The organism is Flaviaesturariibacter aridisoli (assembly GCF_004343705.1).
In the GTDB taxonomy this organism is placed as follows: domain Bacteria; phylum Bacteroidota; class Bacteroidia; order Chitinophagales; family Chitinophagaceae; genus Flavisolibacter; species Flavisolibacter aridisoli.
In genome coordinates, this window is the sequence record NZ_SKFH01000005.1 from 23216 (window position 1) to 45830 (window position 22615).

The 22615-nt window shown below is 60.8% G+C and carries 20 protein-coding genes; 10 read left to right on the plus strand and 10 right to left on the minus strand.

The window, feature by feature from the left end:
* Positions 1–84 precede the first annotated feature (84 nt).
* Positions 85–1338, plus strand: coding sequence for a hypothetical protein (locus E0486_RS04855; protein WP_131851019.1), 1254 nt, complete (start codon positions 85–87; stop codon positions 1336–1338).
* A 1-nt stretch (position 1339) separates the two neighbouring features.
* Here E0486_RS04855 and E0486_RS04860 read toward each other — a convergent pair whose 3' ends face one another.
* The gene (locus tag E0486_RS04860; RefSeq protein WP_131851020.1) at positions 1340–3145 is read right to left on the minus strand and encodes an ABC transporter ATP-binding protein; all 1806 of its coding nucleotides are present in this window, start codon (positions 3143–3145) and stop codon (positions 1340–1342) included.
* Between the two features lie 136 nt (positions 3146–3281).
* Between E0486_RS04860 and rbfA the strand changes: the two genes are divergently transcribed.
* The gene (rbfA, locus tag E0486_RS04865) at positions 3282–3692 is read left to right on the plus strand and encodes a 30S ribosome-binding factor RbfA (protein WP_131851021.1); all 411 of its coding nucleotides are present in this window, start codon (positions 3282–3284) and stop codon (positions 3690–3692) included.
* A gap of 98 nt (positions 3693–3790) precedes the next feature.
* Entirely contained in the window at positions 3791–5014 is a 1224-nt protein-coding gene (locus E0486_RS04870; protein ID WP_131851022.1) for an FtsX-like permease family protein, read from the plus strand.
* A gap of 105 nt (positions 5015–5119) precedes the next feature.
* On the opposite strand, the gene E0486_RS04875 is transcribed toward E0486_RS04870, so the two are convergent.
* The gene (locus E0486_RS04875) at positions 5120–5956 is read right to left on the minus strand and encodes a transketolase (RefSeq protein ID WP_131851023.1); all 837 of its coding nucleotides are present in this window, start codon (positions 5954–5956) and stop codon (positions 5120–5122) included.
* A 240-nt stretch (positions 5957–6196) separates the two neighbouring features.
* Between E0486_RS04875 and E0486_RS04880 the strand changes: the two genes are divergently transcribed.
* Positions 6197–7333 (plus strand): MraY family glycosyltransferase, encoded by a 1137-nt coding sequence (locus E0486_RS04880; protein WP_131851024.1) that lies wholly within the window; start codon positions 6197–6199, stop codon positions 7331–7333.
* A gap of 223 nt (positions 7334–7556) precedes the next feature.
* Positions 7557–8120: a ribosome recycling factor gene (gene frr / locus E0486_RS04885; RefSeq protein ID WP_131851025.1), complete on the plus strand. Its 564-nt coding sequence runs from the start codon at positions 7557–7559 to the stop codon at positions 8118–8120.
* Between the two features lie 120 nt (positions 8121–8240).
* On the opposite strand, the gene E0486_RS04890 is transcribed toward frr, so the two are convergent.
* Positions 8241–9110 (minus strand): DMT family transporter, encoded by an 870-nt coding sequence (locus E0486_RS04890; RefSeq protein ID WP_131851026.1) that lies wholly within the window; start codon positions 9108–9110, stop codon positions 8241–8243.
* A gap of 107 nt (positions 9111–9217) precedes the next feature.
* Here E0486_RS04890 and E0486_RS04895 point away from each other — a divergent pair, with 107 nt between their 5' ends.
* A complete protein-coding gene (locus E0486_RS04895) occupies positions 9218–10189 on the plus strand; it encodes a DUF3078 domain-containing protein (RefSeq protein WP_131851027.1) in 972 nt (323 codons plus the stop codon).
* 69 nt (positions 10190–10258) lie between these two features.
* Entirely contained in the window at positions 10259–11050 is a 792-nt protein-coding gene (locus tag E0486_RS04900; RefSeq protein WP_131851028.1) for a segregation and condensation protein A, read from the plus strand.
* A 59-nt stretch (positions 11051–11109) separates the two neighbouring features.
* Here E0486_RS04900 and E0486_RS04905 read toward each other — a convergent pair whose 3' ends face one another.
* Positions 11110–11601 carry a DUF6265 family protein gene (locus E0486_RS04905; protein WP_131851029.1) on the minus strand — a complete coding sequence of 164 codons (492 nt, stop codon included), beginning with the start codon at positions 11599–11601 and terminating at the stop codon, positions 11110–11112.
* A gap of 5 nt (positions 11602–11606) precedes the next feature.
* Positions 11607–12275 carry a murein L,D-transpeptidase catalytic domain-containing protein gene (locus E0486_RS04910; RefSeq protein ID WP_131851030.1) on the minus strand — a complete coding sequence of 223 codons (669 nt, stop codon included), beginning with the start codon at positions 12273–12275 and terminating at the stop codon, positions 11607–11609.
* Positions 12276–12359: 84 nt separating this feature from the next.
* On the opposite strand from E0486_RS04910, the gene E0486_RS04915 reads away from it, so the two are divergent.
* Entirely contained in the window at positions 12360–13865 is a 1506-nt protein-coding gene (locus tag E0486_RS04915; protein ID WP_131851031.1) for a VWA domain-containing protein, read from the plus strand.
* Between the two features lie 133 nt (positions 13866–13998).
* On the opposite strand, the gene dxs is transcribed toward E0486_RS04915, so the two are convergent.
* The 4 genes from dxs to E0486_RS04935 all read right to left on the minus strand — a co-directional run bounded on the left by dxs (position 13999) and on the right by E0486_RS04935 (position 19227).
* Positions 13999–15936: a 1-deoxy-D-xylulose-5-phosphate synthase gene (gene dxs, locus E0486_RS04920; protein WP_131851032.1), complete on the minus strand. Its 1938-nt coding sequence runs from the start codon at positions 15934–15936 to the stop codon at positions 13999–14001.
* A gap of 283 nt (positions 15937–16219) precedes the next feature.
* Positions 16220–16900 (minus strand): DUF6624 domain-containing protein, encoded by a 681-nt coding sequence (locus tag E0486_RS04925; protein WP_131851033.1) that lies wholly within the window; start codon positions 16898–16900, stop codon positions 16220–16222.
* A gap of 632 nt (positions 16901–17532) precedes the next feature.
* Positions 17533–18189, minus strand: coding sequence for a porin family protein (locus E0486_RS04930; RefSeq protein ID WP_131851034.1), 657 nt, complete (start codon positions 18187–18189; stop codon positions 17533–17535).
* Between the two features lie 96 nt (positions 18190–18285).
* Complete coding sequence (locus E0486_RS04935) at positions 18286–19227, minus strand: toxin-antitoxin system YwqK family antitoxin (protein ID WP_131851035.1); 942 nt, start codon at positions 19225–19227, stop codon at positions 18286–18288.
* Positions 19228–19563: 336 nt separating this feature from the next.
* Here E0486_RS04935 and tnpA point away from each other — a divergent pair, with 336 nt between their 5' ends.
* Positions 19564–20022, plus strand: coding sequence for an IS200/IS605 family transposase (gene tnpA / locus E0486_RS04940; RefSeq protein WP_131851036.1), 459 nt, complete (start codon positions 19564–19566; stop codon positions 20020–20022).
* A 551-nt stretch (positions 20023–20573) separates the two neighbouring features.
* Here the strand turns inward: tnpA and E0486_RS04945 are convergent.
* On the minus strand, positions 20574–21167 hold the full coding sequence (locus E0486_RS04945) for a T9SS type A sorting domain-containing protein (protein WP_165917196.1): 594 nt from the start codon (positions 21165–21167) through the stop codon (positions 20574–20576).
* Between the two features lie 276 nt (positions 21168–21443).
* On the opposite strand from E0486_RS04945, the gene E0486_RS04950 reads away from it, so the two are divergent.
* The gene (locus E0486_RS04950; protein WP_131851038.1) at positions 21444–22538 is read left to right on the plus strand and encodes a sensor histidine kinase; all 1095 of its coding nucleotides are present in this window, start codon (positions 21444–21446) and stop codon (positions 22536–22538) included.
* Positions 22539–22615 lie beyond the last annotated feature (77 nt).

Genomic DNA, 22615 nt, shown 5'->3' on the forward strand with positions numbered 1-22615 from the left:
TATAAATACAGGTACAGTTCATACAGGTGACCCGCGGCGGCATGCCTGCATTCCGTATATTGCTTTCCACCAAAAACCGAACGTATGAGAAGGATCATCACCCTTTGTTGCCTCCTGTTGCTGCTGCGCGCCGGCGCACAGGAAAAACCGCGGGCCGCAAGGATTTTTATCGGGAACACGGAGCAAGTAGGCTATGTACAGGTTCCCCCGTCGAAAGGCACGCCGCAGGAACTGTTGTTTTCCGAAACCGAAGACGGCTCGTTCCGACCGCTGGGCGCCGAGGTGATCACCCGCGCGGAGCTCGCCGGCGGACCTGTTTATGAGCGATTCTCGGTGGAGGTGCCCGTGCTGTCGAAAGCGCCCGGGGCCCGCGTCGCTTCGGATTACACCCGCGCCTTTCCGGCGCATACGCTGCTGCTGGAGCGCCTGGTAGACGGCGGTCACCAGCTCTACCAGTTTGTAGATGCCTATGGCTATGTTCACTTCTATTTCCGCCCGAGGAACGGGACGCTGAAATCCCTGACCTATACGCCGTACACCGAAAACGGGCAGACCGCGGGTGTTACGGCCTACCAGGGTGAGCTCGCTGCGCTGGCCCGCGACCTGAAGTGCAGCGATTGGCTGGCCGGCACTACGGCCCACACGCCGTACGAAGCCCTCGAGCTGAGCCAGTTTTTCAGCAACATCAACGCCTGCAAGCCCGAAGCGGTGCTGCGCGACCCCTCCGACTACAGCATGCAGCTCCGGGTGGGTCCCGCGATCGGGTTCCTGCAATCCGACATCAGCCTGCGCGCGCTGGATTATCACCGCCTGCCGGGACTTAGTGAAGGCTCCATCGGCACCGTCAAAGGCCCGGTGTTCGGGGCTTTCCTGGAGCTGGCGCCGCTGCGCCGCCTCCGCCACATGACCTTCGGTCTCAACATGCTCGTGGCGCCGATGCACCAGACGGTGAACCTGCCCTATACCGATACGTCGCGGCACCTGACGGTTACTACCGCCAGCATCAGCTACACCAACATCCTTGCCGACATCAGTGTGCGTTATGCTTTCGGCTCGGGCAGCTTTCAGCCCTTTGTGGAAGGGGGCGCGTTCCTGCGCATGACGCTGTCGGGGTCGGGGTCTTACCAGTGGTATTTTTCCGACAAGCAGGTGCCTTCGGAGCCGCTGTTCGGCCCCCACGCGGTGGATGCCGGAATGCTGGGTGGCTTAGGCCTTCAATGCTACCGGGCCTCGCTGCACCTTCGGTATGCAAAGCCGGTTACCAGCGAGCCGTTCGCAACGATGCTGAGCGTGGTGCTGAAGGTGAACCTGAGCCCGCGGATCGGTACGAAGCCCTGACCTATTTGAGTTCCTGCATTTGTACAAGGCGGTAGTAATAACCGCCTTTTTTCATGAGCTCGTCGTGGTTGCCGCGCTCTACGACCCGGCCCTTCTGCAGCACGATGATCTCGTCGGCATGGCGGATGGTAGAGAGCCGGTGGGCGATGACGATGGAAGTGCGGTGCTGCATCATGTTGTTGATGGCGTCCTGCACGAGGCGTTCGCTTTCGGTATCGAGGGCCGAGGTGGCCTCGTCGAGGATGAGGATCGGGGGGTTCTTTACGATAGCGCGTGCAATGGTGAGGCGCTGGCGTTCACCGCCGGAAAGCTTCGTGCCGCGGTCGCCGATGTTGGTGTCAAAGCCGCTGTCTTTCTTCGAAATGTAATTGTAGGCGTTGGCGATGCGGGCCGCCTCTTCCACTTCCTCGTCGGTGGCGTCCTGCTTGCCCATGCGGATGTTGTTGCCGATGGAGTCATTGAACAGGATCGGCTCCTGCGTCACGATGGAGATGAGGTTGCGTACCGATGAAAGGCGGTAGTCGCGGATGTTGATGCCGTCGATGAGCAGCTCGCCCGCGCTGACGTCGTGGAAGCGGGGTACGAGGTCGGCCAGGGTGCTCTTACCGGCGCCCGAAGAGCCCACGAGCGCTACGGTCTGGCCTTTCCGGACGGTCAGGTTGATGTCCTGCAGGATGGGCACATCGTCGTAATGGAAGGATACATTGCGCAGCTCGATGCAGTCGCGGAACTCGGAAAGGTCACGGCCCGTTGGGTTGTCGTCTACGGTGTTCTCGGCCTGGAGCACTTCCTCGATGCGGCCGATGGCCGCCTGTCCTTTCTGCATGTTGCTGAAGGAGGTGGACAGCGATTTGGCCGGGTTGATGATTGTATAGAAAAGACCGAGGTACATGATAAAGGCCGCGGCCGGCAGCGGGATCCGGTTGGACAGCACGAGGATGCCGCCGAAATAAAGGATCGCGCAAAACACCATGATACCGAGGGTTTCGGAAAGGGGAGAGGCGACATCGCGGCGGCGCGATACGCGGTTCTTCACCCGGAGCAGCTCGTTGCCGTTGCCGTGAAAGCGGCCCTGCATGAGGCGCTCGAGGTTGAAGGCTTTGATCACCCGCAGGCCGGTGAGGGTTTCGTCGAGGATCGAGACGCCTTCGCCCGCCAGGTGGGCCAGCTCTCCGCTCTGGCTCTTGAGCGAGCGGCTGGTGCGGCCGATGATGAAGCCGACGATGGGGAGGCACACGAGCACGAACAGCGTCAGCTGCCAGCTCGTGGTGAGCAGGGCCGTCAGCACCACCAGGATGGTGATGGGGTCGCGCACCCAGCCTTCGAGGGCGCCGATGAGGGAGGCTTCCACTTCACCGATGTCGTTGGTGAGGCGGCTGATGAGGTCGCCCTTGCGCTTTTCGGTGAAGAAGCCGATGGGCAGCTGGAGGATCTTGTCGTACATCTCGTTGCGCATCCGTACCACGATGCGGGCCTTCAGCGGGTTGAGGATGTAGTTGGAGAGCACCAGGAACAGGTTTTTCAGCAGGGTGAATACGATGATGAACACGCAGATAAAGAGCAGTGCCCGCCCCTTGCCCTGCGAGTCGATCAGGTTTTGCATGGCGCCCTGGATGGCATTGACCATCGGGCTGGACGACGGCTTGATCTCCTGCCCCTCGACGTTGAAAATAAGGTTGAAGAAGGGGATGAGCATGCCCATCGATACGATCGAGAAGGCGACCGATAGCAGCGTAGTGAGGGTATAAAGCGCGATCTCGCCCCGGTAGTGGCGCAGATAGCGGAAAATGCGGGCGTATTTCTTCATGAGCGGAGCCGCGAAGTTAAGCCCATCCCCCGACCCCTTCCCGAGGGGAAGGGGAGAAATTCGCCGGAAAGTTTCCCCTCCCTTTGGGAGGGGTGAGGGGTGGGCTGTATTTTTGCCCCTTACAAAGCACACAATTATGCAGGAAGGTAAGCGTCAGAAGCAGGTGGCCGGGCTCATCCAGGAAGAAGTGAACGACATTTTCCGCCGCCTCGGCATGGCCATGATGGACGGCGGCATGGTGTCGGTGTCGGGCGTTAAGATCACCCCCGACCTGCTGGAAGCCCGTATTTACCTGAGCTTTTTCCAGGTGGCCGACCCTAAGGCGACGCACAAGAAGATCAACGAGCGCGCCTGGGAAGTAAAACGCGAGCTGGCCGCCCGCATCAAAACGCAGGTGCGCCGCATGCCCGAACTCCGCTTCTTCTACGACGATACCCTCGACCATGTGTTCAAAATGGAAAACCTGTTCGACCAGATTAAGAAGGAAGACGAGGCCCGGGGCAAAGAGGAAGAAGGTGGCGAAGACGCAAAGCCGGGCATTGAATAATCATTAATAACTATTGAATATTGAATAGGGGAGCAGTCCCGTTGCACTCGTGTTTTCGGTTATTCAATAGCTATTATTCAATAAATATTATTCAATAAATGAATTTCCTCTTCGCCTGGCGCTACTTCAAGGCTCCGAAATCCACCAACGCCATCAACATCATCTCCTGGATCTCGATCCTGGCCATCGGTGTCGGCGCGGCGGCGCTCATCCTCGTGCTGAGCGTGTTCAATGGCTTTGAAGACCTGGTGAAGTCGCTGTATTCCTCTTTTTACCCCGACCTGCGTGTGGGCGCGGCCCACGGCAAGCAGATCACGCTCAGCGAAGCGCAGCTGGCGCGGATCCGCGCCGTCAACGGGGTAGCCTGGAGCGCGGGAACGCTCGAGGAGAAAGCCCTGCTGCAGAACGGCGACAACCAGTCCATCATTTACCTCAAGGGCGTCGACGACAATTACCGCCGCGTATCGGGTGTGCCCGGTCACATCCTGCGGGGCAACTTCGAGGTGGGTACGGCCGACGAGCCGCTGCTGGTGCTCGGCGCCGGTGTGGAAAACGCCGTGGGCGTGCAAAGCGATCGCAACCTGGCGCCCCTGCTGGTGCACCTGCCGCGCTCCGGTGCCGCCGACCTCAGCAACCCCCTCAACTCCATCAGTGCCGACACCGTCAACACTTCCGGCGCCTTTCTCATCCAGCAGGACTTTGACAATAAATACGTACTCACCAACCTGGGCTTCGTGCAGCGGATGATGGACCTTCCCGCCGACCGCCTCACGTTCCTGGAGATCGCCCTGAAGCCCGGTGCGGAGCCGGAAGCCGTGCAGGAACAGCTGCAGCAGATGCTCGGTAAGAACTACCTGGTGCAAACGCGCTACGAGCAAAACGCTTCGCTGTATGCCGTTATGCGCGCTGAAAAGTGGGTGATTTACGCGATCCTGTCGCTCATCCTGGTGGTGGCGGCCTTCAACATGATCGGCTCGCTCACGATGCTGGTGCTGGAGAAAAAGGCCGACATCCAGGTGCTGCAGGCCCTGGGCTCCGACAGCCGCCGCATCCAGGCGATCTTTTTGAACGAAGGCCTGCTCCTGGCCCTTATCGGGGGCGGCTCCGGCATTCTCCTGGCCTTCCTGCTCGCCCTGGCGCAGCTCAAATACAAGCTCATCCCGCTCACCGGCGGCTCGTTTCTCATCGATTATTTCCCCGTCAAGCTCAACCCCTGGGACTTCCTGCTGGTGGCCGTCACCATCCTGGTGATCGCCCTCGTGGCCTCCTGGATCCCGGCCCGAAAGGCGGCGAAGCAGCAGTTTGCCATACGGGAAGGGTAGGAGCGTGAGCCGTGAGCGCTGAAGCCGGAAACAAAGAACGGATGCCACTGGCATCCGTTCTTTGTTGTTTTACGGTAATGCGAGCTCACGGCTCACGGCTCACGATCAATAGTCTCCCATCGTTTCCGGCAGCTGCGCCAGCGCCTTTTCCAGCTGTTCGTTGGAAGGGGCCACGCCGTGCCAGTTGTGGTCGTTTTCCATGAAGTCGACACCGGAGCCCATGATCGTGTGCATGATGATGGCGATGGGCTTGCCTTTGCCTACCATCGAGCGGGCTTCGTCGAGCACCTGCACCACTTCTTCCATCTTGTTGCCGTTCATTTCGAGGGTATACCAGCCGAAAGCATCGAACTTCTGGCGGATGTTGCCGAGGTCGTTCACCTGGTAGGTGGGGCCGTCGATCTGCTGGCCGTTCCAGTCCACGGTCACGATGAGGTTGTCGACGTTGTGGTTGGGGGCGAACATGATGGCCTCCCAGTTCTGGCCTTCCTGCAGCTCACCGTCGCCGTGAAGCGAGTACACCACGTGCTGGTCGTTGTTGAGTTTCTTGGCGAGGGCGGCGCCGATAGCCACGCTCATGCCCTGGCCGAGGGAGCCGGAGGCGATGCGCACGCCGGGAAGGCCTTCGTGGGTGGTGGGGTGGCCCTGGAGGCGCGAGTCGAGCTTGCGGAAGGTGGCCATCTCCGCCACGGGGAAGTAGCCCGAGCGGGCCAGCACCGAATAGAATACCGGGGAGATGTGGCCGTTGGAGAGAAAGAACACGTCCTGCTCGCGGGCATCCATGTCGAAGGATTCCGGCTGGTGCTTCATGGTATGGAAATACAGGGCAGTCAGGAAATCGGCGCAGCCGAGCGAGCCGCCGGGGTGGCCGCTGTTGGCGGCGTGGACCATACGGAGGATGTCGCGGCGTACCTGGCTGGCGATTTCGTGTAATTCTGGCATAATTTTTAGTTGATTGTTAACCTTTTGCGGGCAATTCAGCCTGATCGCTGTGGCTGCAAATGTGCAACCTTTTTCAATTCCATATCTTATAGTAAACACTAATTTAATAGGTTAAATGACGTAGTTTGGTTACTTTCGCTGCGTAATTGAGCCTTGGATCCGATTTCCTGTGAAGAGCTGTGGCTGAGAGCGTGTACCCTGGACCCATGTAAATACTTTAACCCCCCAACCACACACTGTATGCTCAATGTGTTATTGACTGCTTCTGTGGCCTTCGTGCTGACGTTTCTCGCTGTTCCGGTGATCATCCGGATCGCTGAACTCAAGAAGCTGTACGATGTTCCGGATGCCCGCAAACTGCACACGAAACCAATTGCTTCCCTCGGCGGTGTCGGTATCTTCATCGGCTTCTTCCTGGCAGCCCTCCTTACCGTGGACCTCAAAGCCTCACCGGAGTTTCAATATTTCTTCGCGGCCGCAACCGTGATCTTTTTCCTGGGCATCAAGGACGATATCCTCATCCTCAGCGCTACCAAGAAGTTTATCGGGCAGGTGGGCGCCGCGGCGATCATCATCCACCTCTGCGGGGTGCGCATCACCAGCATGCACGGCTTCCTGGGTCTCTGGGAGTTGCCGCTGGCCTTTAGCCTCTCCCTGACCTACCTGACGATCATCCTGATTATCAATGCCTTCAACCTCATCGACGGGGTCGACGGGCTGGCCGCTACGCTGAGCCTGCTCACGATGTGCGTGTTCGGAGCTTACTTCGCCTTCTCCGGGCTTGACGCCTACGCCTCCCTTTCCTTCGCGATGGCCGGTGCCCTGATGGCCTTCCTCATCTTCAACTACAACCCCGCCAAGATCTTCATGGGCGACTCCGGTTCGCTGATGCTGGGGCTGGTGAACTCTTTCCTGGTGATCAAGTTCATCCAGGTGGCCGACGACCCGGCGATGAAGTACCCGATCCCCTCCTCGGTGGCCGTGGCCTTCGCGATCCTGGTAGTTCCCCTGACCGATACGCTGCGCGTATTTTCGATCCGCATCCTCAACGGTCGCTCGCCCTTTTCGCCCGACCGCAACCACATCCATCACCTTCTGCTCGACCGCGGGCTGAACCACAAATACGTGACCTTCGCCTGCCTCCTGCTCAACATGGGCTTTATCAGCATTGCTTACTTCGGCCGCACCCTCGGCCCGAACTACCTTATGCTGATCATCTCCACGGTGTCGGTGAGCCTGCTCGGCCTGCTCATCTACAGCCGCCCCAGGCCGGCCCTCGCCAAAGACCCGCTGCCGAAGAACGGTTTTGACGGCCACCTGCCGCAGGTGACCAAGGTAGTGCCGATCTCGACGGAACAAGCCGTGGCGGAGAATTAGGACCGGCCCCTGCCCTCAACGGGGGCACCCGGCGGAAGATTCCATTTACCGGTCGCTTCCTTTCAACTATCACGACATTCAAAAGCCCGGAACGCTTCGCGATCCGGGCTTTCTTTTCAACCCTAAACAAGTTCCCGGCAAATAAAGTTTGTCCGATCTAAGTGCCCCTTTAGGGGGACAGGGGGCTTTTCGTTAGTTTTGCTGCACTAAATCATTCACTTATATGTCAGAAGAAGTGTCGTTGACCCTCGAGATGGCCGAAGATTCGATGCGCAAGGCCATCGGTCACCTGGAGTCGGAGCTGGGCAAGATCCGCGCCGGCAAAGCCAATCCGCAGATCCTGGAAGGCATCATGGTGGACTATTACGGCGCGCCGACTCCCCTGAGCCAGGTGGGCAACGTAAGCGTGGCCGATGCCCGTACCCTGACCATCCAGCCCTGGGAACGGAACATGCTGCAGCCCATCGAGCGGGCCATCATCAACTCCAACATCGGCCTCAACCCGCAAAACGACGGCATCATCATCCGCCTGTTCCTGCCACCGCTCACTGAAGAGCGCCGCCGCGAGCTGGTGAAGCGCTGCCAGGGTGAGGGCGAGCACTGTCGCGTGGCGATCCGCAACATCCGCCGCGATGCCATCGAGCAGATCAAGAAGGCCCAGAAAAATGGCCTCTCCGAAGACGCCGCCAAGGACTACGAAGCCGAAGCCCAGGAAATGACCAACCGCTATATCACCCTCGTGGAGAAGCACCTGGAGGCGAAAGAGAAGGAGATCATGGTGGTTTAAGAAAGTTTATAAGTCGGACCTGGGAAGTCGGAATTAGTCGGCTTCCCCCAAAATACAAGAGCCCCTTCGCGAAGGGGCTTTCCTTTGCTTCTGACTTCCGACTTCCCAGCTCCGACTTGCTTACTTCTTGTTGACGAGGTACACCCCGGCGAGGATGACGGCCAGGCAGCCGCCCTGCACCAGCGTAAAGCCCTCGCCGTCGAGCAGGCCCCAGCCGATGGCCACGATGGGAATGGCATAGGTAACGAGCGATGCGAAAAGCGCCCCGGCCCGCTTGATGAGCAGGTAGAAGAGGGCCGTGGCGATAGCGCTGCCCACGATGCCGAGCAGCACCGAAGCGCCGATGCTGAGGAGGGCGCCTTCATCGTAGCGCAGCATTGAAAAGACCTCCTGCTGCCCTACCACGATCGCTGCCGGTATGGCCATCAGGCTCAGCGAAACAGTGGCCATCGCGATCGGGTCGAGGCCGCGCAGGTAGCGGTTCACGATGTTGACGTTGATGCCGTACATCAGCGTAGCCAGCAGCACCAGGGCCGCATAACCGAAATTGGATGCATTGAAGCCGCTGTACAGGCTCAGGAGCACGAGGCCGATAAAGCCGATGAGCACGCCGGCTACCTGTCGCCTCCCGAGCTTCATCCCGAAAAACAGCAGGCCGACCACGATCACGAACAGCGGTGTGAGCGAGTTGAGAATGCCTTCGAGCGAAGAATCGATCCGGTCGATGGCAGCGGCGAAAAGAAAGGCGGGGAACAGGTTGCCGAGCAGGCCCGACAGCAGCAGCAGGGGGATGCGCGCCCGTGGAATGCGCCGCGCCTGGAAGAGCGCAAAGGGCAGGAACACCACGCCCGCCGACAGGATGCGCAGGGATCCGATCTGCAGGCCGTTGAGGTGGGTGCGGCCTACCTTCATCAGAATAAAGGACGAACCCCAGATGAGGGCGAGCAAAATAAACAGCCCCCAATTGATCCATTTATCGCGTGGCGTCATGGGCTGCAAATGTGCGGTGCATTTGTCCTACGCGGTGCGGTATGTAATAAAATTCTCCTATTTTTGGCTCATCCGCCCGGCGGAACTGCTTAAAACCTGACTGAATTATGAGAAGAAGCCTCCTGATCGCCGGCGCGCTCTGCCTGGCTATCGTTTCTGTTGCCCAGAAAGCGCCGAAGAAACAAAACACGAAGTGGCGCAAAGGTGCCGTTCTGAGCATCGTGGGCGCACAAACGGGAAGCCGCAACTATGTCAACGCTCCCGAGAAATACTCCCTCACCGGTGTTGCTTCGCTTTATCTCTATGCCAACAAAGGCTGGGGCAAAAGCGGCTGGGATACTTCCAAATACGAATCCCGCCATACCTGGAACTCGATGGCCGAACTGTCGTACGGCCTGTCCAACGTGCAGTCGACCGGCATCCGCAAGGTAGACGACAAGCTCGAACTCTATACCCGCTACACCGGGCACATCAACCGTCGCATGGGCTTCGGCATCAGCGGCGACCTGCGCACGCAGTTCAGCAACGGCTACGATTATTCCGAAGCGCCGCGCCGCCGCGTGTCGGGCTTCTTCGCACCGGCCTACCTCACCTTCCACGCCGGCCTGCACCTGACGCCCGCCAAGAACCTGTTCTTCGCCGCAGGCCCCTTCGCCCGCTGGGTGATCGTGAGCAACTCGCCCTACAGCTTTACCTACCAGGGCGGTGTGAAGCCCGACGGCGGAACCGAGCAGACCCTCGCTTCGCGCTACGCCGTTGACCCGGTGAAAACCAGCCGCTTCGAAACCGGCGCCATGCTGAGCCTCGGCTACCAGCGCAAGCTGATGAAGAACGTGTACTACCGCGGCCGCGCTGATTGGTCGTGGGACTTCAACGCCAAGCGTATCGGCCGCGAAACGAACTACATGGACGTGTACTTTACCAACAACATCAGCCTCCACGTCAACAAGTGGCTGAAGGTGATCTACAACTACGACCTCATTTACGACGGCAACCTGCGCGTGTTCGGCGACAACAAGAACGACGACGCGGCACAGATGCGCTCGATCCTCGGCGTAGGCGTGGGCGTCGGCTTCTAAGCGAATAATAACCTATCTTTACGGCATCCCGTGGCACGAAAGCCACGGGATTTTCGTTTCTTTAAGCACATGGCCATCCACAACATCAACTATAAGATCAAGCTCCCCCAGTTCGAAGGTCCCTTCGACCTGCTGCTCTTCTTTATCGAGCGCGACGAGCTGGACATCTACAACATTCCTATCAACAGCATCATCAAGGACTTCCTGACCTATATCCATTCGCAGGAAACCCTCAACATCGAGCTGTCGAGCGAATTCATCCTGTTCATCTCCACGCTCATGCGCATCAAGGCCAAGATGCTGCTGCCGCGCAAGGAAGTGGACGCCTCCGGCAACGAGATCGATCCGCGCCAGGAGCTGGTGGACAAACTGCTGGAATACAAAAAGTACAAGCAGGCCGCCGCCGAACTGGCCGAGCAGGAAGCCGATCGCATGCTGATGGTAAAGCGCGGCAACATCCAGCGCGAGCTGTCGGCCATCGGCGAGGAAGCCAGCGAAGGCACCGAGGTGCAGACCATTACGCTGTTCAAGCTGATGAAAGCCTTTGAAAAGGTGATGCAGCGCCTGCACGCGCAGAACAACAAACCGGTGCATACGGTGGTCCAGTATAACTACAGTATGGAGTCCACCAAGACCAACATGATCTCCCTGGCCCAGGGTCGCCGCACGCTCTCCTTCGAAGGCGTATTCGAGCAGGCCGAAAACCGCGTGCACGCCATTTTCCTCTTCCTGTCGATGCTGGAGCTGGTGCAGCAGAAGTTCCTCCGCATCATCATCGGCGACGGCCGCAACAACTTCCTGGTGGAATATAACGAAACCGAAGAAGGCCTCACCGACGAGGAGCACATGCACCTGCTTTGAGATGTCGGATGTCTGAAGTCTGATGTCTGATGTAGGCTGTCGGGTGTTGGCGGTGCCGGTCAGCGGAGGCGCTTCATGCGGAACGTAAAGCGCTGGTACCCCTGGTCGGTGTGCCCGGCAATTTCCGCGACCGCAGCATCCGCGCCGGCCGGCGTATAGCGGATGCGTTGGGGAAAGTCGTGGCGGTCGTTGATGAACGTCGTGATGCCGCCACTGTCCGAGCCCGGAAACACCACTGCTTTCCCCTCATTCTGCCCGGGTACCGTCGCTGCGAACTCCAGGTGTCCGCCGTGTTCTTCCAGGCGCATCCGCTCGGAGAAGCTGGAGTCGGCGCCGGTATACTTCCAGCTGGTAGCCACCAGCACCGAATCGTTTTCGCGCGTCCACGACTCGATGGTCGTGTCGGGCGGAAGCGTGCCTGAGGGCGGCACACTGATCACCTGCCAGCGCCCTTCGAGCCAGGCCAGCTTTTCGATCTGGGGGAAGTGCTTTCGGGGCGGTTCTGTGCAGGCGGCAACCAGGAGGGGGAGTAGCAATACGGAGTAACGCATCGGGCTCATTTGTAAATCCAGAGTAAAATAGGTTTTTTCTCGCGGCGGATGTAGGTCGTGGCCGTGTCGAGGAATGGGTAGGAGACCATCGGGCAGCCGAGGCTGTTGCAGATGTTGACCGGGTACCGCTCCTCGTCGGGCACGCAGTCGTAGGCGTGGAGCACCACGTAGCGGCGGAAGGCGTTGCTGTTGCCCGGGTCGAGGCCATAGAGCTTGAAGGCCGTGCCGAAGCGGCCCCGGTAGGCGTAGCCGACCTTGTAGCGGCCCAGGGAAGTGCAGCCGCAGCCGGGCTCGTTGCCAAAGGCGGCGTCGGCAAGGCCGTCGGTGTTGCAGCTGCCGTGTGCCACCAGCCCTGCCGAAAGTATGCTGTCGGCCCGCAGGTCGTAAATGAAAAAGCGGCGCCGGCCGCTGTGCCGGCTCATGTCTACCAGGAAGGCTATGCGGGTGGAGAGGCCGTGGGCGGCCGCATACACCTGCCCGCTGAGGCCCTGCGCATGGAGGCGGGCCCGGAGGGCCGAACGTTCAGGGGCAGATTCCGCCGGCCTGGGCGGGGCCGCAGGAATAGCGGTAGCTGGTTCAGGCAACGCCGCCGCGCCGGACTTCCGGCCGCGCAGGTAAAGGGCGGCCGCCGTCAGCGCCAGCAACAGGCAGCAAGCGGTCAGGGTTTTGGCCATAGCCCTGAGATGCGGAGGGTTCCGTTTTCCATAAAGACCGCAGCTTTGGGGCTTTTGGGCTATCTTAGTTGAACCAACTATTCTATGAATCGCCTGTTGCTGTTGCTTTTTTTCGGGGTCGCCTGCGGGTCGGCCGCCCGGGCCCAATGGACGGGGCGTCGCGAGAACCTCGGCCCCGCGGTCAACGACGCGGCGCAGCAGGTGCTGCCCGTCTTCAGCAGCAGTGGCGATACCCTCTTTTTCAGTGAAACCGGCGCGGACGGCCTCTTCGAGATCCGCTACAGTACGCGCACGCCGCAAAGCTCCTGGAGCCCGAAGCGGCGCCCCGCCTTCCTGCTGCCTTCCACCCGCGGCGACAAGTATGTTTACCCCACGCTACCCGGTGGCCCCTACCTTGTTAACGGGCACTTCAACTACGGCCTGCAAAGCCGCCTGCAGGGCAACGGGCTAGCCTTTGCGTATGCCGGCAAGGACGGGACGCAGTTTCGCTCCCTGCCGTTTACCGGGATCGACACCATGCTGAACAGCCGCTATACGTCCGCCTGCTTTGTGCCGCGGGCGCGGCTGCTGCTGCTGTCGGTACGGCGCGCGGGCAATGAAGACCTTTTCGTGTGCACCGCGCTCAACCCGCTGGAGCCCGACCCGGGCCTCCTGCAATGGGGCGCCCCGCAGAAATTGAACATCAACACACCTTTCGCCGAATCGGCGCCCTGGCTGGCGCCCGACGGTACGCTTTATTTCGCATCGGACCGCCCCGGCGGCCTCGGCGGCTTCGACATCTGGAGTGCCGTGCGCAGCGGCGCCGGCTGGACCGAATGGAACCTTCCGAAGAACCTGGGGGCACCGGTCAACAGCAGCGGGCAGGAGCGGTCCTTCACCATCGATCCGTGGACGGGCGAGGCCTGCTTCGTGTCCGACTCCGGCACGCTTGGCGGAAGCGATATCTTCCACCTCCGGCCCGATACGACCCGAAAGCCGCCGGTGGTAACGCCGGTGCCCGTGCCGGTGGCCGACACTGCCGACAACGACCTGCGCGAGCCCCGCTACAAACCGAACAACATTGTATTTCTACTGGACCTGTCCAATTCAATGAAGATCGCGCGCCGCATGGCGCTGTTGAAGGCGGCCATGCGGCCCCTCATCCGTGTGCTGCGTCCCGTAGACCGCGTGTCGCTCTACCGCTTCGGCGACCATACGGAGCGGCTGTACGACGCGCCGGCGCTCAGCGATCCGAAGAAGCTCCAGCACATCGTCGACTCGCTGCGGGTGCAGGGCGAGGCCACCAACGGCTCCGTGGCCATCAAGCAAGGCTACGCCGAGGCGCTGCGCAAGCTGCTCCCCGCCGGCAACAACCAGATCTTCCTCGTCACCGACGGCGACTTCCCCGTCTTTTCGGATGTAGAGCGCACCATCCTGCAAACCCTAAACGTGCAGCTCACGGTGGTGATGATCGATGAAAGCCCCGAAGGCCAGCGCCTGCTGGCCAAATTCCGTCGCTACCCGAATGTGCAGATCGTAACACTTACGGACGTGCAAAAGGACGCGGAGGCGTTGCTCCGGAGCGTGCAGGGGAACGCGCGCGCGCGATGACCGTTTATAGTTTACAGTTTATAGTTTACAGTTTACAGTTGCGCCCTGCACACTAATAGAACAGCGGCCCCGTAGAACGGGGCCGCTGTTAACTATAAACTACCTAAACTATAAACTATAAACTTCCTGAAGCCTATTCTGTGGTCAGAATGATGTCATTGATCGAGATGCGCGATAATTCCCGAATCGCTTCCGCGATGGCAGGGGCGTCGTAGCCGCATTCCTTGTGCAGCTCTTTCAGCGTGCCGTGTTCGACCACGCGGTCGGGGATGCCGAGGATGCGCACGTCGTTCTTGTAGCCGTGCTGCTGCATGAACTCGAGCACCGCGGAGCCGAAGCCGCCGACGACCGTGCCGTCTTCGACGGTGATGATCTTGCCGTAGGTGGAGAGGGCTTCGTGGAGCAGTGCTTCGTCGATGGGTTTGGCGAAGCGCATATCGTAGTGGGCGGGCGTGATTCCTTCGCCCTGGAGCTCGCGGATGGCGGCGGCGGCGAAGTTGCCGGGGTGGCCGAAGGAGAGAATGGCCACGTCCTTGCCGGTGCGCAGGCGACGGCCCTTCCCGATGGTCAGCTCCTCGAGGGGCTTTCTCCACTCGGGCATCGTGCCTTCACCACGGGGGTAACGGATCACGAAGGGCAGCTGCGTCGATTCCAGCTGCGCGGTGTACATCAGGTTGCGCAGCTCCTGCTCGTTCATCGGGGCGGAGATGATCATGTTGGGAATGCAGCGGAAATACGGGATGTCGTAGGCGCCGTGGTGCGTAGGACCGTCTTCGCCTACAAGGCCGGCGCGGTCGAGGCAGAAGATCACGGGAAGCTTCTGGATGGCCACGTCGTGCACCACCTGGTCGAAGGCGCGCTGCATGAAGGAGGAGTAGATGTTGCAGAATACTTTCAGTCCCGCCGTGGCCATGCCGGCCGACAGCGTTACGGCGTGTTGCTCGCAAATGCCGACGTCGAAGGCGCGCTGCGGCATGGCTTCCATCATAAACTTGAGCGAAGAGCCCGAGGGCATAGCGGGCGTGACGCCCATTACCTTGTCGTTTTGCTCCGCCAGCTCGATGATGGTATGACCGAACACGTCCTGGTACTTGGGCGGTTGCGGCAGCTCGAATTTCTTTTTATAGATCTCACCGGTGATCTTGTCGAACAGGCCCGGGGCGTGCCACTTGGTCTGGTCTTTCTCGGCCAGTGCGTAACCCTTGCCTTTCACGGTAAGGATGTGGAGGATCTTGGGACCGGGGATCTTGCGCAGGTCGCTCAGCGTGTCTACCAGCTTGGTGATGTTGTGGCCGTCGATGGGGCCGAAGTAGCGGAGGTTGAGGGCCTCGAAGAGGTTGGAGCTCTTGTTGACCATGCCCTTGACGGAGGCTTCCAGCTTGGAGGCCATGTCGCGGGTAAAACGTTTGCCGATCGGCATTTTACCCAGCAGGTTCCAGACCTCGTCGCGCACTTTGTTGTAGGCGGGGGAGGTGGAGATGTCGGTGAGGTATTCTTTGAGCGCGCCCACGTTGGGGTCGATGCTCATGCAGTTGTCGTTGAGGATGATGAGCACGTCGGAGTCGGCCACGCCGGCGTGGTTCATGGCTTCGAAGGCCATGCCCGCGGTCATGGAGCCGTCGCCGATGACGGCCACCGACTTGCGGTCGGTTTCCCCCTTGTACTTAGCAGCCATGGCCATGCCCAGCGCCGCCGATATGGAGGTGGAGGAGTGGCCCACGCCGAAGGTGTCGTATTCCGATTCGCTGCGCTTGGGGAAGCCGCTTAGGCCACCGTATTTGCGGTTGCTTTCGAAGTTGTCGCGGCGGCCGGTGAGGATCTTATGGCCGTACGCCTGGTGGCCTACGTCCCACACAAGCTGGTCGTAGGGCGTGTGGTACACGTAGTGCAGGGCTACCGACAGCTCCACCACGCCGAGGGAGGCGGCAAAGTGGCCGCCGTGGACGGAAACGACGTCGATGATGTACTGGCGCAGCTCATCGCAAACCTGGTGCAGTTGCTCCTTCTGGAGCTTCTTGAGGTCGTCGGGGTTGTCGATGTGCTGGAGCAGTGGGCCGGGCGTGATCTGCATGTGTACGATTTTGGCTCCCCGGAAGCGGTGGGGAACGGTACAAAAATAACCGAAAGCACCCGAAGCGGGGCGCTTTTCAGAACCTTAACACTCCCGATGCAATTAAGTTGCCCGCCTTCGCTTTCGGCCCGCTTCGGGGGCGAAAGCTTCGGCGGGCGGTGCCCGGTTACGTCAGGGCTTCGGGGGCGAAAGCTTCGGCAGGCGGTGCCCGGTTACGCCAAGGCGTCGGGGGCGAAAGCGTAGGCGGGCGGTGCCGACTCCGTTCTCCGCCAGCAGCTGTTGCTCAGTGCCCCGCCTTCAGCCGCCGCACTTCTTGCAGCGTCAGCGGCACATAGGTAATGCCCATGCGGGCTGCGTTTTCTTCAACGGTGAGCGTGAAGCCGGCCTTGCGGCGGCGCTCGTTGATGCTGGCCGGGTCGCGCACCGGCCACACGATCATTCGGAAGGCTTTCTTGCCCGAGCTGCTGTCCAGGTATTCGAAACCGTGTCCCTGCGTGCCCCATTCCTGTTCCTTGCCGGCATACATCAGAGAGCGGTCGAGCATCATGGCGTAAAGGCGGAAGGGTAATTCGTTCTTGTCAGCGGCTGCTTTGAGCAGTGGGAGGTAGGTGTCGATCTTAGGGGAGTGCTGGATCACGTAAAAGGCGGCCTCGTTGGCCGGCGAATCGACCAGCGTGCGGCCGGGGTAACCATAGCGGGCGATGATCGCTTCGATCCGCTGCAGGTTGGCGGAGTCGATCCGGGACTGGCGCTGCCACAGGGCGAAGTCCAGCTGTTCTGTGGTCGTTTGGTACACGCGGGCCAGCGAGTCGGCCGGCGCCCCCTTGGCGCCCATCAGGGCGCGGTAATACTGGTCGGTGCGATAAATGCTGTCCAGCTCGCGGCGGAGGGATTCGTTACGGGCGGTCTGGGCAAAGCTGCCAGTGGCGGCGAGCAGGGCCAGCAAAAACAAGTATCGGCGCATAAAGGGAATTGTACCGGTAAGTTCGGGAGTTTGCGGCAATGCCGGACGGCCTGGCGCAATTTATAGCCACAGCGGCCGGGAACGGCATTCTTACTGCTGCAAGCTCCATCCGGAACCCCGTCATTGTGTCATTGTTCGTGGCCTTCGACGCACCGTCAACGAGTTTCGACGGAAGGTATCCCGCCCTCCGACGCCCGGTACGTGCTCAATGACGCGTCGTACGTGCCCAATGACGCGTCGTACGGGCTCAATGACGCAACGTACGCGGCCCATGACGCCCTGTACCCGGTTAATGACGCACGGTACGGAGCCGCCGACGCTGCGTCCGTTGCCTTCGACGCCCTGTATCTGGTCAATGACGCCCTGTACGACCGCTCCGACGCTATGTCAGAACGGCCCGACGCCCTGTATTCCCCTTTAAAAAGGCTCCGCGTGGCACTTGGAAAGCGTTTTCCCGTCAAAATGACCTGAACCGGGGGGAGAAGAGCTGTTGCCCGTCCCGCGCGGGACTTCATCGGGGCGGCGAGCGGCATGCGGGACGCACTCGTGGCGCGCCAGGGCTTGGTGGCGTGCACGTCGGCGGGGCGAAGAGTCCGCCTCGTGCCTCTACGGATTAATTTCAGACAGCTTGTTCAGAACTTGTAGTTCACCCCGATGATCAGGTGGGCGGCATTGTTCTTCAGCGGCGGGTAACCGGCGCCGGAGGCAGGCTTGCTGATGTTGGTGAGGCCCAGCTGGTCGCGGATTTCGATGGTGAAGCCGAAGCGCTTGTGGAGCGGAAGCTCCACGCCGAGGCCGCCCATCACGCCGAAGTCGGTGTGCTCGTAGAGGCGCTTGGTGTCGGTGGCTTCATGGCCGTCGTAGGTATCGTGGGCACTGAGCAGGAAGCCCACGTAGGGACCGGCGACGGCGTACAAGCGCTTGCTGGGGCCGAAGGAAACTCCCGCCAGCAGGGGCACGTTGAGGTAGGGGAGGTTGGTATAGGCCTGGTAGGTGCCGTTGGGTACGCCATTGGGATCCGTAAAGGTGACGGAGTTGCGTTGCTTCGCGCCGTTGAGGCTGAAGCCGGCGCCGGTGCGCAGAAACCAGCGGTCGTTGAGCGCCCAGGAGGCGTAGATGCCCTGGTAGGTGCTGGGGCGCGCGGTGACCAGGTCGTTGTAGGCGGAAGATCCGCGCAGCGAGGCGACGCCGAAACCGGTTTCGAGGCCGACCTTCAGGCGGCCGGTCTGGGCAAAGGTGCCGGCGAACAGCAGCAGGCAGCCCAGGAGCAGGAACGATGTTTTCCTCATTGAGATTTTTTTCCCGGACAGGACAGCGGCAAGAGGCCGGTAGCTGCAACGGGGCCGGCCATTTAGGTTATCCTTAACAGCGAGGAGCGCCCGTTCTTAGTGCTCCTTCCCGTTCACGTAGGTGGTTGTTTCGCGGAGGCTGCCGTCTTCGTGATACAGCTTCACGGTGCCGTTGCCGCCCTTCAGGGTGCCGGCGTCGCGGCGCTTGCCCTGCGCGTCCCAGTTGCCCAGGATGTTCCAGTGAAGGCCGTTGCGGTATTCCTCTTCGATCCAGAGCTGGCCGTTGGGGTAGAAGTAGCGGCGGATGCCGTGAAACTGCCCGTTGACGAGCGTCACTTCTTCCATCGGCTTGCCGCTGTCGTACCAGCGCCGGCCGGTGCCGTTGGGCACGCCGTTGCGCAGCGGCGTTTCCTGCTCGGGGGCGCCATTGGGGTGGAAGGTGCGCACCCGCACGAGGTCGCCGTCGCGGTATTCCGATTCGCGGGCCGGCTTGCCGTCGGGGTTGAGGTCGCGCCGGACGTAGTGCGCCCGGCCGCCGAAGTATTCGGTTTCGGACATCACCAATTTTCCGTCGATCCAGTAGCTGCGGCCGACGCCGTCGAGGCTGTCGTTGCGCATCGTCTGGGTTTCCACCAGCGTGCCCTTCAGGTTGTAGGTGCGGTATTGGCCGTTCAGTTTATCGCCCGCGAATTCCTGTTCCCAGATCTTGAAGCGCTTGCTGTGGTCGGCGCTGTCGATGAGCGAGAAGGTGAATACGCCCTCGCGCTTGTTGTTCCGCATCGTGCCGTCCACCTGCACGAGGGCCTGGCGGGCGCCCCCGCGGATATGAGTGCTGTTGTCGTCGTCGACGTCCCAGATATCGGGCGCCAGCTCGAGGTAGGTGCGGACGGGGCCGTCGGTGGCGCGCAGGCGCGGGAAGGCGAGGCTGTCGTAGCGGCGCACGAAGTGCTTCGGCGTATAGCGTGGCGGGGCCTTCTGGGCACCGGCGGCGGTGGCGGTCAGCAGGGCCAGGGCAAGGAGCAGGCGTTGGGGGGACATATGCGTTGGCTATGCCGGCAAAGGTGCGCGATTCCTACTGCTTCACAAAGCGCGTCCGCAGCAGGGTGCCGGTTTGCACGCCGGTGTGCGAAATGGGCGCGTATCGCCTGGCGGGCTTTGGGATGCTTGTTGAATACACCTCGAAGAGGTGCGCTTCCGGTAGCCCCGGGTGCAACCCGGGGTGCGTTGGAGTGTGGCGACCAGGCGCTCGGAAGGAGCGCGCTTCCGGTTGACCGCCGCGGGATGGTGAAATCGACAGGCAGACACGAGAAAAATAACCCGGTTCCCTGTTGAAAAACACATGGCTCCGCCAGTTGCAAAAGGCAGTTTTGCCGGATGTCTACCTATACCCAAATTCACCTGCAGCTAGTTTTTGGCGTCAAATACCGCCGCGCCTTGATCGGCGCCGCCTGGAAAGAGGAGTTGCATGGCTACCAGATCAAGTTGATCGAGAACCGTCGGCACAAACTGCTGGCTATTAATTCGATGCCCGATCACCAGCACCTGCTGATTGGCTACCGCCCATCCGATCCTTTACCTGACCTGTTGCGTACGCTCAAAAGCGACAGCAGCGCCTGGGTCAATCAAAGGGGATTCCTCGAGCATCGCTTTGCCTGGCAGGAAGGCTACGCTGCGTTCAGCTATGAACGAAGCGCCATCCCGGTCGTTGCGGCCTATATCCAAAATCAGGAAGAGCACCATCGGAAGATGGGTTTTCACAACGAGGTGCAGGGAATGCTGCAGGACGCCGGGGTGAGCTGGCAGCCCGAATATTTCTGGCCGCCGCTACAGTAGGGAGTGGTACTGCTACGGAAGGTCAACCGGAAGCGCGACCCTTCGGGGCGCCGCTCTTGTCTCCTGCGCCAAACCCCGGGTTGTACCCGGGGCTACCAGGAGGCCGCTCCTTCGGAGCGGTACTGCTTCTGCACCATAGCCCACGTTGCAACGCCGGGTGACAGGGCACCTCTTCGAGGTGCCGGGAACTGCTTACCCGACTGCGACCCCGGGTTTCACCCGGGGTTACCGACAGGGCACCCCTGCGGGGTGCGGCGGCCCGCCACCGTAAATAGTTCCCGGGTGAAACCCGGAAGCCTGTTTCGCTTCAATGAGAGGTGTCGTTATCCCGCCCTTTCGACAAAAGCAGGCTGTGCGTCAGCGCGATTCAAAGGAGATTCTCCGGTTGCTAATATGCGCGCCCGGAACGGGCGCCCTGTTGGTAGCCCCGGGTGAAACCCGGGGAAACAGGAGCCCGGGTTTCAAAGGCGCCCCGAAGGGGCGCTCTGTCGGTTGTCTCCGCAAATGAAGACGGGATGGCTGCAAGCGCAACCGGCTGCCTTTCGCCATTCCTACTGCTTCACAAAGCGCGTCCGCAGCACCGTGCCGCCGGCGTCGACCTGCAGCTGGTACACCGCGGGGGCGAGGGCCTGCACGTCTACCGGCCACTCGTTGAGGCCGCTGTGGGCGCTGACCGTGCCGGACTGCGCCGTGCGGCCGTCGGGAGCGATGAGGGCATAGCGCGCGGTGCCCTCGGTGGCGCTCTTATAGCGGATGCGCAGGCGGTCGGTGGCGGGGTTGGGGTAGGTCTGCAGCGTCAGCTCCTCGTTGCCGGTAAACACGACCCGGGAGTATTCGGGGCGGCCCGTGCTGGCCGTCAGGCGGAGGCGGAAGTGGCGTGCGGCGCCGCGACGCACCGACGTGCGGTAACGGAGCGGTGCATCCGGGCCCACGTTCCAGTGCTGCTCGCTGCGGAAAGTGCGGCCGTCCTCGCTGCTCTCCAGGTCGATGGCCGCGAGTTCCTCGATAGAGGTCGTGCCGCAGGAGGCAGAGGGCCAGGGCATGTATTCGTTGATCACCACCCTGCCGTAGGACTGGGTGTTCCCGGCCGTCGTCGCCAGGAGGCAGAGCACCCCCAGCAGAATTTGAATGGTACGGGTTCTCATAAGGTCGGTGTTTGGTGAGGCGGTCTCTACGAAATTACTCATAGGGGCCGCGGTATTGCAGGGTTTGGGGTATTATCATGGCAAATTGCGGTGTTCCCCTTAGGAGAAATACGATGAAGGGCTAAGGGGCTATTAGAAAACCCTAATCCCGCCTCGGTGCTTACCCCCGGTAGCCAGGCGGCCGCCCGGGAGGGCTCCGCTCCACTCAGGCGCCTTCGGGGCCGTTCCTACAAATAACCTATACGTAGCAGACTGAAATTGTAGATTTGTCGTCCTATGATTCTTGGCAAGTTTTCGCGGTATTGGATCCTGCAGGGGGCCGGATGGGGGAGCTTTGCCCTGATCAACACCTTTTTTGCCTATTCCTTCGGCACGCTGCAAAACTGGCAGGCAACCGAGACCTTCTTCGGGCGTCTCAGCATCTACCTGGCCGTGGGCCTGCTGGCCACCATGACGATGCGCTTTGCCATCCTCCGCCTCAACGTATTGCAAAAGCCGGTGGAGCAACAGGCCGCGCAGTTCCTGCTGATGACGGTCTGCTTTTCCTTCCTGGCTTCCTTCACCTACATGCAAAGCCTCAATGGGCTCGGCCTGCTCAGCCAGAAGGAACTGTATTACCTTAAAAAGAACGTCTTCCTGCTCATCCTCGATGGCGCCTTCGGCTACTTCTGGCTCTTCTTCATCTGGAACCTGATCTACTTCATGTTCCACTACGTGTCGAAAAGCCGCAAGCAGCAGATGGAAACCCTCCAGCTCGAAACGCTGGTGAAGGAGCTCGAGCTGAAGACCATCAAGGCCCATATCAATCCGCACTTCATCTTCAACGCCCTCAACAGCATCCGGGCCCTCATCGACGAGAACCCGGCGCGCGCCCGCACTGCCGTGACCGAGCTGAGCAACATTCTCCGCTCGAGCCTGAAGGCCGAAAAGGGCGAGACGGTGCCGTTGAACGACGAGCTGCAGATCGTGAAAGACTACCTCGCACTGGAGCATATCCGCTTCGAAGACCGCCTGCAGGTGCAATACGAGGTGGATGCCGAAACGCTTAAGTACGAGATCCCGCCGATGATGCTGCAAACGCTGGTGGAGAACGCCATCAAGCACGGCATCTCCAAGCAGATCCGCGGCGGCCTCGTGCGCATCGCCTCGGGGCGCTCCGAAGGTTTTTACGCGCTGACGGTGCAGAACACCGGCCACCTCAATGGCGGCGCCGAAGGCGGGGGCGGCTTTGGCCTCTCCAGCACCCAGGACCGCCTGTCGCTGCTCTACGGCGAGCGCGCCCGCTTCCAGATCTGCCAACTCACCGACGACCTCGTTGAAGCACGGGTGGAGATCCCGGTGGACAAACCGTTGAATCAGTTGACCGGTTAACGGGTTGATGAAGAAAACAGAATAACGAAGTGGACCCGTAGGAATCACGGATCGCCCAGGAACGACAAACCACAAAC